Origin of the sequence: Kitasatospora sp. NPDC091257 (genome assembly GCF_044757675.1) — a bacterium.
GTDB classification, from domain to species: domain Bacteria; phylum Actinomycetota; class Actinomycetes; order Streptomycetales; family Streptomycetaceae; genus Kitasatospora; species Kitasatospora lactacystinica.
In genome coordinates, this window is the sequence record NZ_JBIVVI010000105.1 from 1 (window position 1) to 12,791 (window position 12,791).

The window sequence follows — 12,791 nt, forward strand, 5'->3', positions numbered from 1 at the left end:
GAGGGCAGGGGCGGGATCAGCCGAGGGGCTTGTCGACGACGGCCTTGGTGTGGCTGAACGTGTCGATCGAGTACTCGCCGTGGTAGCGGCCCATGCCGCTCTCGCCGACGCCGCCGAACGGCAGGTCGGGCATCGCCAGGTGCGAGACCGGGAGTCCGAAGCTGAGCGCGCCGGAGGAGGTCTCCTCGGTCAGTCGCCGCTTGGTGTCCGCGGATTCGGTGAAGGCGTAGAGGGCGAGCGGCTTGTCGCGCTCGTTGATGAAGGCGATCGCCGCGTCGAGGTCGGGGACGGTGAGGACGGGCAGGATCGGGCCGAAGATCTCGGCCCGCATCACGGGGGCGGTCGCGGGCACGTCGGCGAGGACGGTCGGGGCGAGGTAGCGCGTGGCGCGGTCGTGCCCGCCGCCGGTGACGGTGCGTCCGTCGTCGAGCAGCGCGGTGAGCCGGTCGAAGTGGCGCTCGTTGACGATGCGCCCGTACTCCGTGCTGGTGGCCGGCTCCTCGCCGAACAGTTCCCGTACGGCGTCGGCCAGTTCGCGTTCCAGGCCGGCCGCGGTGCCGCCGACGGCGAGGACGTAGTCGGGGGCGACGCAGGTCTGTCCGGCGTTGAGGAACTTGCCGCGGGCGATCCGCCGGGCGGTGACGCCGAGGTCGGTGCCGGCGTCGACCACGACCGGGCTCTTGCCGCCGAGTTCCAGGGTGACCGGGGTCAGGTGCTTGGCGGCGGCGGTCATGACGATCCGTCCGACGACGCCGTTGCCGGTGTAGAAGATGTGGTCGAAGCGCTGTTCCAGCAGGGCGGTGGTCTCCGGGACGGCGCCTTCGACGACCGCCACGGCCTCCTCGCCGAGGTAGCGCGGCAGCAGCTCGGCGATGGCCGCGGAGGTCGCGGGGGCGAGTTCGCTGGGCTTGAGGACGGCGGTGTTCCCGGCGGCCAGGGCGCCGACGAGCGGGGCCAGGGCGAGCTGGAGCGGGTAGTTCCAGGGGGCGATGATCAGCACCACGCCCAGGGGGTCGCGGACGACCCGGGCCTCGGCGGGGCGGAAGACCTCCGGTACGGCGGCCGGCTTCGGGTCCAGCCACTCGGCCAGGTGGGCGACGGTGTGGTCGAGTTCGTTGAGCGTGAAGCCGATCTCGGTCCGGTACGCCTCGGCGGCGCTCTTGCCGAGGTCGGTGTGCAGGGCCCGCTGGAACGCCTCGGCCTGTTCGGTGAGCAGGGCGCGCAGGGCGGCCAGCCTGTCCAGGCGCCAGGTGAGCGGCCTGGTCCGGCCGGTGGAGAATTCGGCCCGCAGGCGGGCGACCACGGCGGGGATGGCGTCAGTCATGAGGGGTCTCACGGTCTTGAGGTGGGGAGCCGGTGCTTGCGGGTAGAAATTTTTCACTACCTGAAGCAATGGCGACCCTAGGGATGAAAGGTTGAGTTTGTCAAGCATCCTCCTGCGATTCTCCCGGCATCCCCCGTTCGCTCGGACAGGTGTCAGGGGCGGTAGTCGCGCAGGTCGTGGGCGGGGTGCCAGCCCTGGGCACGGGCGCGGGTCAGGTCGAGGACGACACCGCGGGTGACGAGGTCGACGGTGTACGGGGTGAGGCCGGGGACCACCGTGGTGCGGGCGGCGAGCCGGACGAGCGGCGCGGGGAGATGGGCGATCCGGGCGGGGCGGCGGTGGACGGTGAGGATGTGGCGCAGCGCGTCGTCGCGCCGGTACGGGGCGGCGTCCGCGATGTTGTAGGCGCCGGGAGCCCAGGGCGCGGCGCCGGTGAGGCCGAGGGCGGACAGGCAGGCGTCGGTGAGGTTGGCGACGGCGGTCAGACTGAGCGGGAGGTCCCGGCCGGGCAGCGGCAGCAGGCCGTACCGGGCCCGGCCGAGCAGCTGCGGAAGGAGGTGCGGGTCTCCGGGGCCGTAGACGGCGCGGGGGCGCAGGACGACGGCACCGGCCGCGAGGGCGAGCCGTTCGGCGGCGGCCTTGGTGCGGCCGTAGGCGTTGAGGTGGCCGGCGGTGGTGGGGTGGTCCTCGGTGAGGACGGCGGCGGTGGTGCGGGGGTCGTAGACGCTGGCGCTGCTGACGTGGACGAGGGGGCGGCCGGCGGCGGCGCGCAGGACGCGCTCGGTGCCGGTGACGTTGACGGTGCGCTGGTGGGCCTCGGCCGGGTGGCCCGGGGGCAGGTCGGCGACGGCGGCGGCGCAGTGGACGACGAGGTCGGCGCCGGTGAAGTCGGGGTCGTGGGCGGCGGCGTCCCAGCCGAGGTGGCGGCCGACCGGGCCGGGGCGGCGGCCGTGGCAGGTGACGTCCAGGCCCAGGACGGCGGCGGTGCGGGCGAGGTGGGCGCCGCAGAATCCGGAGGCGCCGGTGACGGCGATGCGCATCAGGACCGTCCTCGGCGGAGCGTGAGTTCGGCGTAGCCGGGCAGGGCGCAGCGGCGGTCGACACGGGCGCGGGTGACGACCGGGCGGTGGGGGGCCAGCGCGAGGAGCACGTCGGCGAGTTGGGCGCGGGCCAGGCCCGCACCGGGGCAGGCGTGGGGGCCGGTGCCGAAGACGGCCTGGGTGGCGGCCGGGTCCGGGCTCGGAGCGCGGTGGTGGGCGAGGGCGGCGTGCCGGGCGACCAGGATCAGCCGGTCGCCGCGGCGCACCCGGTGACCGGCGAGAGTGGCGTCGGCGGCGGCCGCCCTGGGCAGCAGCGGGGAGGGCGCGGTGAGGCGCAGCAGTTCGGCGGCGAGACGGGGCGCGCCGGCCCCGTCGACGGCCGCCCACAGGCCGGCGTCGGCGCACCAGGCGACGGCGCGGGGGACGGCCGCGAGGGTGGTGTTGACGGCGGCGACGGCGACCATGGCGTCACGCGGATCGGGCAGCAGGGCGCTGAGGCGGGCCGCGGCGTCGACCGCCTCGGCCGCGGCGCGGGCACGGCCCGGGCGCGGTCCGGGCAGGTGGTCGCGGGCGGCAGCGGCGGCCGCCTCGGCTGCGGCGTCGGCGAGTCGACGTGCCGGGACGGTCGCACCGGTGAGGGCGGCGGCGGTGGTTCCGGCCAGTTCCCTGACGAGGTCCACGAGTTCGAGGTGCCCGGTGGCCAGGTCGGGGACGCGCTCGGCGAGGACGGCCCGCCAGAGCGGGCGGATCCGGGCGCGGGCGCTGGTGTCGACGCCGGCGGCCAGCGTACGGCGGGCGGTGCGGTGGTCGCCGCCGTCCTGGTCGAACAGCGCGCCGCCGTCGGTCAGCCGGGCCGCCGCGCCGCCGGTGGTGCCGGGCGCGGTGCGGTGCAGCGGGACGCGGGTGAGGGCCTCGTGGTAGGCGTCGGCGCCGTGCACCAGCAGGGTGCGGCCGAGCCGCAGGACCGGGCGGCGGCGGGTGGCGCAGAGCAGCGCGAAGAGCGCGGGGTGGCTGTGCAGGCAGACGCGTCGGTCGCGGCGCCGGGCCCGGCGGGAGGCGGCGGCGAGGGACACGAGGTCCGTGGCGGTGGTGGTCCCGGCGAGCGTAGCGGCGGGCGTCGCGGTGGCGGTCGTGCGGTCGGACGGGTTCATCGGGTCAACTCCTGTGCGCAGTGGGCGGATGCCGCGGCCCGGTCGGGTTTGCGGGAGCGGCCGGTGAGCGGGACGGTGCCGAACAGGACGGCGTCGGGACGGGCGGAGCCCATGCGGTCGAGCGGCCCGCGCAGGGCGGTGCGCAGGTGCCGCGGGTCGGTGCCGGGCGCGGGCTGGACGAGGGCGACCAGCCGTTCGTCCCCGTTCCCGTCGGGAACACCGACCAGCACGGCCAGTTCGACGCCGGGCACGTGCAGCGCGGGCTCGTACAGGCCCGGGTAGATGTTCTCGGCGTGGCGCAGCACCATGTCCTTGAGGCGGCCGGCGAGGACGATCCGTCCGTCGGGAGTGAGGCCGGCGTGGTCGCCGGTGCGGATCCACGGGTCGGGCTCCTCGCCGAGGTAGCGGTGGCGGGCGCCGGGCCCGGTGAGCCGGAGTTCGCCGTCCTCGGCGAGGCGGGCCCGGACGCCGGGCAGCGGGTGGCCGACGAGGTCGCCGTTCCCGTCGTGGGCGCTCTTGTCCGCCTCCTCGACCGCGGCGGCGGGGAACAGTTCGGTGAGCGCGTAGACGCTCCACGCTTCGTCGGCGCCGGACCGCTTGACCCGGCGCAGCAGGGCGGCGTCGGCGGGGGCGGAGCCCGTCCAGACCCGGCCGGTGAAGCGAGCCCCGGCGGCGAGGGCGGCGCGCAGCTGCGGCGGGGTGAGGTAGGTGTGGGCGGGGGAGAGCCGGGCGAGCTGGCGGCCGAGCGCGGCGGGGCGGCGGGCGGGCAGGACGACGGCGGCGCCGGCGGCGAGTGCCGGGACGAGGACGAAGAAGGTGCCGCCGAGGACGACCGTGCCGGGGCGCGGGCCGACCAGGTCGGCGACGGTGCCCAGCCCGGCGGCGAGGCCGGCGCGGGTGTGGACGACGGCGCGCGGTCGGGCGGTGGTGCCCGAGGTGAAGACGATCACCGCGTCCTCGCCGCTGTGGCCGTGGCCGTCGCCCTCGGACGGGGCGGCCGGCGGGGCAGCGGGCAGGGCGGAGTCCGCCGGGCGCAGCCGGGGTGCGCAGCCGGGCAGGCGGCGGCCGAGGGTGGCGACCGGCCCCAGCGCGGTGAGCCGCGGGAGTGCGAGGTCGGCGCGGCGGGCCAGCGGCCCCGCCCAGCCGGCGACGGCCTGGGCGGCGGCGTCGGCGAGGACGAGATCGGGGCGGGCCAGTGCGAGTCGGGCGGCGAGCACGTCGGGTCCGGCGGTCGGGTCGAGGACGGCGATCCGCAGGCCCAGCCGGTGGGCGGCGAGCATGACGGCCAGCGCGCGCGGGCCGGGACGGACGGCGACGCCGACGGTCGCGCCGGGACCGGGACCGGGACCGGGATCGTAGCGAGAGCCGGAGCGAGAGCCGGAGCCGAGGCCGTGGGCGTGCAGGGCGGCGGCGTAGCCGTCGGCCAGATCGGCGAGCTCGCCCCGGCGGATCACCGGGCGGACGGTGCCCAGGGCGGTCTGGCGCAGGACGGCGGGCCGCTCGGGGTGGTCGGTGCGCAGGGCGTGGGCGAGGCGGTCGAGCACGGGGGGCTGCTTTCGGGGAGCGGAGGTGGGCTGGGTGGGCGGCCGTCGGCGGGTTCGGTCGACGACGGCCGGTCCGATGGAGGCCTGAATGCCTGGATGCCGGCTCAGCGGACGTCGACCGGGCGCGGCCCGGCCCCACGTTCCAGGTACCAGCGGGCCGTGCCCACCACCCCGTACGCGCGGATCCGCCGCGTGGAGTTCTGCACCACCATGTCGCGGCGGCGCACCACCGCCGTGGTGTGCCGGCGGACCCTGTTGAGGAACGCCCGGTCGGTGGGGGAGGGCCGGCGGGGCATGCCGCCGACGGCCTGGTAGAGCTCGGCGGTGATCGCCATGTTGTTGCCCGCGTGCATCCGGTACGGGGTCAGGTAGCCGTGCCGGCGGTGGTGGGCCGGCCGGATCCGGCCGAAGAAGGCGCCGAGGGCGACCAGGAGCAGGAACACCGCGCGCCCGGCCGGCCCGTGTTCGTCGCGGCGGGCGGTGACCCGGCCGCAGACGAGCCCTCCGCTGTCCAGCAGGCCGGCCCGGGCGGCGGCGGTCCAGCCGGGTTCGGGCAGGCAGTCGGCGTCGGTGCGGGCGAGCAGGGTGGCCCCGTGGGCGATGGCGTGGCGGAAGGCGGTGTCCACGGCGGAGCCGACGCCCTTCTCCGGCTCGACCAGCACCTCGACGGGGAACGGTGCGCGGGCGGCGAACGCGCGGACGGTGCCGTCGGTGGAGCCGTTGTCGGCGACGAGAAGGGTGAAGCCGCGGTCGCGCTGGGCGGCGAGGGCGCGCAGCACGCCGTCGATGCGGTCCTGCTCCTGGTAGGCGGGGACCACCACCCACAGATCGGTCCTCACGACGCCTCCCAGACCATGGTCATCAGGCTGACGCCGCCGCCGAGGCCGACCAGCAGGACCTTGTCCCCGGGGGCCAGCGTGTCGCGTATCCGGTCGAGTTGGACACCCAGGGTGGCGCTGGCGACGTTGCCGATCTCCGGGACGGTGAGCACCAGCTTCCCGGCCGGCGCTCCGGTCAGCTCGACGAAACGTTCCAGGTACGGGAGCGTCACCTGGTGCACCAGGACGCGGGCGTAGTCGTCCCAGCCGAGGCCGGTGCGGGCGGCGAGCCGGGCCAGAACGGCAGGGCCGATCGTCTCGAAGATGCCGCGCAACTCCTTGCCGCCGCCGCGGAAGTAGCTGTGCTCGTCACCGCGCGGGTGCCGGGACCCGCCGCCGGGGATCCCGCCGGCCTCCCAGTGCTCGGAGGCGGTGGCGGTCTCGATGTCGAGGATGCCGCCCCGCTCGACGGCCTCGACGACGACGGCCGCCCCGGCGTCGCCGAAGGTGTAGCCGGCGAAGCCGTCGCGCACCTCCGCGATGCCGGAGGGAGCGCGGCGCATGGCCCGGCTGGGGGTCTCCCCGGTGACGACCAGGGCGCGGCGGGCCCGTCCGGCCAGGATCATCGCCCGGGCCAGGTCGATCCCGTTGAGGAAGCTGTTGCAGGCGTTGCTGACGTCCAACGCGTGGGCCCGGGTGCCGAGTTCGGCCTGCACGATGTGGGCGGTGGCGGGCTCGCAGACGTCCCGGGTGGCGGAGGCGAACAGGAGCAGGTCCACCTCCCGCGGATGCAGCCCGCGGGTGTCGAGGGCGCGCCGGGCGGCGCCGACGGCGAGGGTGGAGGCGTACTCGTCGTCGGCGGCGAAGTGCCGGCTGCGGATCCCGGTCGCCTTCTCGAACATCCGCTCCGGCAGGGCGAGTCGGCCGACCGCGGCGATCTCGTCCTGAAGCTGCTGGGAGGTGAGCCGGCGGGCCGGCAGGTGGGAGCCGACGGCGGTGATGCCGATCCGCGGTATCGCTGCTGATTGCATGCCTTCATGCTCCGGCGATCACGGCCCGGCCGGCCTGAGTACGGGTACTCAGAGCGGCCCGTTCCGCTACCCGATCACGTCTGTGCAGGTGGACGGTTGCCGGGCTCGTCCGACTCCGTGAGGCCGCTGACGCCAGGACCCGGGTGACTTCCCGGGTGCTCGGGAATCCTGATGGGGCACGCCTCTTGCCCGCTCCGGGGCTGCTGCGCATCCTGCTGGAATGCGCTTCTCCGTCAACCTCCCCAACTTCGGCGACTTCGCCGACCCCCGCAACGTCGCGACCGTGGCCGCCGCCGCCGAACAGGCAGGCTGGGACGGCCTGTTCGTCTGGGACCACGTACTGCATCGACGACACCAGGGGCGTCCGTTCGCCGACCCCTGGATGCTGCTGACCGCGGCCGCGCTGGCGACCTCCCGGATCCGGCTGGGCACCCTGCTGACGCCGGTCCCCCGCTACCGACCGCAGCAACTCGCCCGCCAGGTCGCCACCCTGGACGTCCTCAGCGGCGGCCGGGTGGTCTTCGCCGCCGGCCTGGGCGGTCCGATCGAGGACGAATACCTCAGCTTCGGCGACACCTCCGAACCGCGCCTCCTGGCCGAACGACTGGACGAGGGGCTGGAGCTGTTGAGGCGCTTCTGGTCCGGCGAGGCGGTGGACCACCACGGCCGGCACTACGAGGTCCGGGACGTGACCTTGCTGCCCGCCACCGCGCAGCGGCCCTGTCCGCCGGTGTGGATCGGCGGGTTCTGGCCGCGCCGCCCGCCGATGCGGCGGGCGGCGCGGTGGGACGGCGCGGTGCCGCTCTTCGAGACGGCCCGGCACGGCCAGGCGCCGGACGTGGCGGAGGTACGGGATCTGGTCGGCTATGTGCGCAGACACCGTACGGTCGCGGCCGAGCGCCCCTTCGAGTTCGTGCTCGGTGGCGCCACACCGCCGGACGCGGCCAGGGCCAGGGATGTGATCGGTCCGTTGCACGACGCCGGTGCCACCTGGTGGGACGAGCGCCAGCTGCAGACCGGCCCCGACCTGGACCGGCTGCTCCCGGTACTCCGCCGTGTCGAGGCGGGGCCGCCGGTCCTCTGATCGGCCGTCGAGGGCGTGCCGCGCTGGTCGGCGGGGTTCGCCGGTGGCCCGGCGGGGCAGCGCGGGGCGGTGGCCGGGGCCGTTCAGGATGACCTGGTGAACCGGCGTCGACCGGCCGGGGGCCACGACCCGCGCGAGGCCGTGGTGGGGACGCCGGCCGGTGCCGTCGGGCGCGGGCTCGCTACCCTGGCCGCGCGGGGCCGCGTTCCGGTGGCCCGGGCGGTGCTGGCAGGAGGGCTGGGATGGCGGCTGACCGGATGACGGAGCGTCGGCGGTGGGTGGTGGTGCTCGTCGGTGCGTGGTCGGCCTTCGCGGTGGTCGCGGCCGTGGTGGCCACGCACGGCTGGGCGCCGTTCGCCTTCGAGCAGGCCGCCATCGACTGGTGCACCGCGCATCGCCCGGAGCTCGCCCGCGCCGTGGCCATGGCCGCCACCTCCCTCGGTACCGGCGTGGTCCCCTACCTCCTCGCCCTGGCCGCGGGCGTCCTCACCGCCGTCGGGACCACGGGCTCGCCGAGGCGCCGGTGGACGACGGTACGGGCGCTGCTCCTGCCCGTGGTGTGGCTGGCGCTGGGGCAACTGCTGCGCCAGGGCCTGATGCACGCCTTCGGCCGGCCCCGGCCGCCCGTGACGGACTGGGCGTTCACCGCCTCCGGCTTCGCCTTCCCCTCCGGGCACGCCTTCACGTCCGCCCTCTGCGCCGGCCTGCTCGCGCTCGCCGTCGCCCGTACGCGCCCGGCCGCCACCCGCACGGCCGTCGTCGGCGCCGTGCTGTTCGCGGGCACGATCGGCCTGAGCCGCGTCTACCTCGGCGTGCACTGGCCGCTGGACGTCCTCGCCGGCTGGCTGCTGGCCGTCGGCTGGCTGGCGGCCGGCGCCGCGGGCTCCTCGTACCTGCCGGAGTGCGCGAAGCGGTCCGGCGCGACCAGGACCGCGTAACCGGACCGCGTAGCCGGACCGCCGGGCCCGCCGCTTCCGTCCTGACCGGAAGCGGCGGGCCCGGCGCCGGTCAGGACCGGACGGCTGCGCCCACCCAGGCGCGGTTGCCGAGGAGGGTCTTGACGTCCGAGGCGAGCCCGTTGTCCGGGTTCACCCGGTATCCGAGCTCGTAGAGGGTGTCCTTGTCCCAGTTGGTGGTGCGCAGCCGGACCGGGACGTCGCCGGGGTGGGCCTGGAGGGCGAGCTTGAGTTCGGCGACCACCTGGGGGTTGATCCGGGCGGCCGGGACGGTGATGTGCACCGGCGGCTTGGTGCCGAGCTCGGCGGAGGAGACGTCGAGGGTGGTGATCTCCTGGCCGAAGACGCTCAGGGACCCGTCGCGTTCGTTGAGCCGGCCGCGGATCGAGATGACGTTGTCCTCGATCATCTGCTCGGCCATCAGGTTGTAGGTCGCGGGGAAGAACAGCACCTCGACGGAGCCGTCGCGGTCGGCGAGGGTGATGATGGCCCACGCGTTGCCGGCCTTGTTGATCCGCCGGTCGACGCCGGTGATCAGGCCGGAGAGGCGCACCTCGCCCTCGGAGCGGCCGGAGCCGAGGAGTTCGGCGATCGAGGTGTCGCGGCTCTGGGAGAGGATGTGCTCGGCGCCGTCGAGCGGGTGGCTGGAGACGTAGAGGCCGAGCATCTCGCGTTCCAGGGCGAGGAGTTGGCGGCGGGGCCATTCGTTCTCGGTGAGTTGGAAGTCCAGCCCGATGCCGGGTCCGTCGTTGCCGGTGTCGAGGGCGCCGAAGAGGTCGTCCTGGCCGATGGCCTGTTGCTTCTTCAGCCCGGTGACGGCGTCGATCGCGCTCTCGTGCACGGTGCTGAGCGAGAGCCGGGTGTGGCCGAGGGAGTCGAAGGCGCCCGCCTTGACGAGGGAGTCGACGGTGCGCTTGTTGCACACCACCAGTTCGACCTTGTCCAGGAAGTCGGCGAAGGAGGTGTACTTGCCCTGCTCGCCGCGGGTGCGCACCAGGGACTCGATCACGGGTACGCCGACGTTGCGCACGGCCTTGAGGCCGAACCGGACGTCGCTGCCGACGGCGGTGAAGTCGACCACGGACTCGTTGACGTCGGGGGAGAGGATCTTGATGCCCATCTGCCGGCACTCGGCCAGGTAGACCGCCATCTTGTCCTTGTCGTCGGCGACCGAGGTGAGCAGCGCGGCCATGTACTCCGCGGGGTAGTTGGCCTTGAGGTAGGCGGTCTGGTAGGAGACCAGGCCGTACGCGGCGGAGTGCGATTTGTTGAACGCGTAGCCGGCGAACGGGACCAGGACGTCCCAGACCGCCTGGATGGCCTCGTCGGAGTAGCCGCGCTCCTTGCAGCCGGCGTGGAAGGGGACGAACTCCTTCTCCAGCACCTCCTTCTTCTTCTTGCCCATCGCCCGGCGGAGCAGGTCGGCCTGGCCGAGCGAGTAGCCGGCGAGCACCTGGGCGGCGCGCTGGACCTGCTCCTGGTAGACGATGAGGCCGTAGGTGGGGCCGAGGACGTCCTTCAGCGGCTCCTCCAGCTCGGGGTGGATCGGGATGATCTCCTGCTGGGCGTTCTTGCGGAGCGCGTAGTTGGTGTGGGAGTTCATGCCCATCGGGCCGGGCCGGTAGAGCGCGGAGACGGCGGAGATGTCGGCGAACTCGGTGGGCTTCATCAGCTTGAGCAGGGCGCGCATGGGGCCGCCGTCGAGCTGGAACACGCCGAGGGTGTCGCCGCGGGCCAGCAGCTGGTAGGTGGTGGGGTCGTCGATCGGGATCTTCTCGATGTCGACGTCCACGCCCCGGTTGGCCTTGACGATCTTGATGCAGTGATCGATGATGCCCAGGTTCCGCAGCCCCAGGAAGTCCATCTTGATCAGGCCCATGGCTTCGCACGACGGGTAGTCGAAGCCGGTGATGATCACGCCGTCCTTGTCCCGCATGTGCAGCGGGATGAGGTCGAGCAGCGGCGTCGAGGAGAGGATGACGGCGGCGGCGTGCACACCGGTGCCGCGGATCAGGCCCTCGATGCCCAGTCCGGTGTCGATGATCTTCTTGACGTCGGACTCGTTCTCGTACAGCGAGCGGATCTCGGTGCCCTCGTTGTACCGCGGGTGCTTCTCGTTGAAGAGGTCCGCCAGCGGGACGCCCTTGCCCATGACGTCCGGCGGCATCGCCTTGGTGATCCGGTCGCCCATCGCGAACGGGTAGCCGAGGATGCGGTTGGCGTCCTTGACGGCGGCCTTGGCCTTGATCGTGCCGAAGGTGTTGACCTGGGCGGTGTAGGCGGAGCCGTACTTCTCGGTGACGTAGCGCACCATCTGGTCGCGCTGGCGGTCGTCGAAGTCGATGTCGACGTCCGGGGGGTTGATGCGCTCGGGGTTCAGGAACCGCTCGAACAGCAGGTCGTGCTCCAGCGGGTCCAGCTCGGTGATCCGGGTCAGGTAGGAGACCATCGAGCCGGCCGCCGAGCCTCGGCCCGGGCCGACCGGGATGCCGTTGTCCCGGGCGTACTGGCAGATGTCGGCGACCACGAGGAAGTACGCGTCGAAGCCCATCGGGGAGATGACGCCCATCTCCAGTTCGACCCGGTCCAGCACCTCCTGGCTCGGGTTGTCGCCGTAGCGGTGCTTGAGGCCGGCGGCGATCTTCTGGCGCAGGAACGAGGCCTGGGTCTCGCCCTCCGGCACGTCGAACTGCGGCATCCGGTCGACGTAGTTGAAGACCTCGTCGTACGACTCGACCCGCTCGGCGATCGCGAGCGTGTTGTCGCAGGCCTCCGGCAGTTCGCGGAAGAGCTCGCGCATCTCCTCGGCGGTCTTCACGTAGTAGCCGCTGCCGTTGAACTTGAACCGGTTCGGGTCGTCCTTGTTCTTGCCCACGCCGACGCAGAGCAGGCTGTCGTGGGCGTCGGCCTGGTCGGCGGTCACGTAGTGCGAGTCGTTGGTGGCCAGCAGCGGGATGTTCAGCTGCTTGGCCAGGCGCAGGAGGTCCTCGCGGACGTCCTTCTCGATGGACAGGCCGTGGTCCATCAGCTCCAGGAAGTAGTTCTCCTTGCCGAAGATGTCCTGGTAGGCGCCGGCCGCCTTGACAGCCTCCTCGTACTGCCCGAGCCGCAGCCGGGTCTGCACCTCGCCGGAGGGGCAGCCGGTGGTGGCGATGATGCCGGTCGCGTTGGCGGCGATCAGCTCGCGGTCCATCCGGGGCTTCATGTAGTAGCCCTCCATCGACGCGAGCGAGGAGAGCTTGAAGAGGTTCCGCAGACCGGTGGCGTTCTGTGCCCACATGGTCATGTGGGTGTAGCGGCCGCCGCCGGAGACGTCCTTGCCGCCCTCGCCGTCGGCGCCGGACGGGCGCTGGCCGCCCGGCGACCAGAACACCTGCTTCTTCAGGAAGCGGGAGGCCGGGGCGACGTACGCCTCGATGCCGATGATCGGCTTCACCCCGGTCTTCGCGGCGGAGTGGAAGAACTCGTAGGCGCCGAACATGTTGCCGTGGTCGCTCATCGCGATGGCGGGCATACCCTGTCTCTCCGCCTCGGCGAAGAGCTTGCCGTTCTTCGCCGCCCCATCCAGCATCGAGTACTCGGTGTGGACGTGCAGGTGCGCGAAGCTGTCGGACACGGCGCTGTGCTCCAGGAAGGGGTGTCGGTCGGGGAGCGCCCCACGCTAGCCGATCGGCGGCGGCGACGCGCCGGGCCGGGGTCCCGTTGCCGGGACCTTGACGCATCCTCCCCGGTTCCCCGACGGGCGACGGGACGTCCGTGACCACGGGCACCGCGCGGCTCGACCTGACCTTCGGGTTCGCGGAGGAGTACGGGCCGGACGGTGCGCCGGCCGGGCTCAGCGGT

At 73.8% G+C, this 12,791-nt stretch carries 9 protein-coding genes; 2 read left to right on the forward strand and 7 right to left on the reverse strand.

Annotation, left to right across the window (positions count from 1 at the left end; all coding sequences use genetic code 11):
* Window positions 1-16 precede the first annotated feature (16 nt).
* The 6 genes from ACIQOV_RS07515 to ACIQOV_RS07540 all read right to left on the reverse strand — a co-directional run bounded on the left by ACIQOV_RS07515 (window position 17) and on the right by ACIQOV_RS07540 (window position 6,908).
* A complete protein-coding gene (locus tag ACIQOV_RS07515; protein WP_401045991.1) occupies window positions 17-1,324 on the reverse strand; it encodes an aldehyde dehydrogenase family protein in 1,308 nt (435 codons plus the stop codon).
* 152 nt (window positions 1,325-1,476) lie between these two features.
* Window positions 1,477-2,364, reverse strand: a complete 888-nt coding sequence (locus ACIQOV_RS07520; protein ID WP_401045994.1) for an NAD-dependent epimerase/dehydratase family protein — start codon at window positions 2,362-2,364, stop codon at window positions 1,477-1,479.
* The gene (locus tag ACIQOV_RS07525) at window positions 2,364-3,515 is read right to left on the reverse strand and encodes a cytochrome P450 (RefSeq protein WP_401045996.1); all 1,152 of its coding nucleotides are present in this window, start codon (window positions 3,513-3,515) and stop codon (window positions 2,364-2,366) included. The genes ACIQOV_RS07520 and ACIQOV_RS07525 overlap by 1 nt, the downstream gene beginning before the upstream one ends.
* Window positions 3,512-5,059 (reverse strand): AMP-binding protein, encoded by a 1,548-nt coding sequence (locus ACIQOV_RS07530; RefSeq protein ID WP_401045999.1) that lies wholly within the window; start codon window positions 5,057-5,059, stop codon window positions 3,512-3,514. Before ACIQOV_RS07530 ends, ACIQOV_RS07525 begins: the two co-directional genes overlap by 4 nt.
* A gap of 104 nt (window positions 5,060-5,163) precedes the next feature.
* Window positions 5,164-5,898: a glycosyltransferase gene (locus tag ACIQOV_RS07535; protein WP_401046001.1), complete on the reverse strand. Its 735-nt coding sequence runs from the start codon at window positions 5,896-5,898 to the stop codon at window positions 5,164-5,166.
* A complete protein-coding gene (locus tag ACIQOV_RS07540) occupies window positions 5,895-6,908 on the reverse strand; it encodes a 3-oxoacyl-ACP synthase III family protein (RefSeq protein WP_401046004.1) in 1,014 nt (337 codons plus the stop codon). The genes ACIQOV_RS07535 and ACIQOV_RS07540 overlap by 4 nt, the downstream gene beginning before the upstream one ends.
* Before the next feature lie 220 nt (window positions 6,909-7,128).
* Here ACIQOV_RS07540 and ACIQOV_RS07545 point away from each other — a divergent pair, with 220 nt between their 5' ends.
* Both ACIQOV_RS07545 and ACIQOV_RS07550 read left to right on the forward strand, forming a co-directional pair.
* Window positions 7,129-7,992 carry an LLM class flavin-dependent oxidoreductase gene (locus ACIQOV_RS07545; RefSeq protein ID WP_401046007.1) on the forward strand — a complete coding sequence of 288 codons (864 nt, stop codon included), beginning with the start codon at window positions 7,129-7,131 and terminating at the stop codon, window positions 7,990-7,992.
* Between the two features lie 242 nt (window positions 7,993-8,234).
* Window positions 8,235-8,930, forward strand: coding sequence for a phosphatase PAP2 family protein (locus ACIQOV_RS07550; protein WP_401046009.1), 696 nt, complete (start codon window positions 8,235-8,237; stop codon window positions 8,928-8,930).
* 70 nt (window positions 8,931-9,000) lie between these two features.
* On the opposite strand, the gene dnaE is transcribed toward ACIQOV_RS07550, so the two are convergent.
* Entirely contained in the window at window positions 9,001-12,564 is a 3,564-nt protein-coding gene (gene dnaE, locus ACIQOV_RS07555) for a DNA polymerase III subunit alpha (RefSeq protein WP_401046011.1), read from the reverse strand.
* Window positions 12,565-12,791 lie beyond the last annotated feature (227 nt).

Bases quoted from the DNA above. Each gene is read 5' to 3' on its own strand.
- ACIQOV_RS07515 (WP_401045991.1), bottom strand. From the start codon at position 1,324: ATGACTGACGCCATCCCCGCCGTGGTCGCCCGCCTGCGGGCCGAATTC.
- ACIQOV_RS07520 (WP_401045994.1), bottom strand. From the start codon at position 2,364: ATGCGCATCGCCGTCACCGGCGCCTCCGGATTCTGCGGCGCCCACCTC.
- ACIQOV_RS07525 (WP_401045996.1), bottom strand. From the start codon at position 3,515: ATGAACCCGTCCGACCGCACGACCGCCACCGCGACGCCCGCCGCTACG.
- ACIQOV_RS07540 (WP_401046004.1), bottom strand. From the start codon at position 6,908: ATGCAATCAGCAGCGATACCGCGGATCGGCATCACCGCCGTCGGCTCC.
- ACIQOV_RS07545 (WP_401046007.1), top strand. From the start codon at position 7,129: ATGCGCTTCTCCGTCAACCTCCCCAACTTCGGCGACTTCGCCGACCCC.
- ACIQOV_RS07550 (WP_401046009.1), top strand. From the start codon at position 8,235: ATGGCGGCTGACCGGATGACGGAGCGTCGGCGGTGGGTGGTGGTGCTC.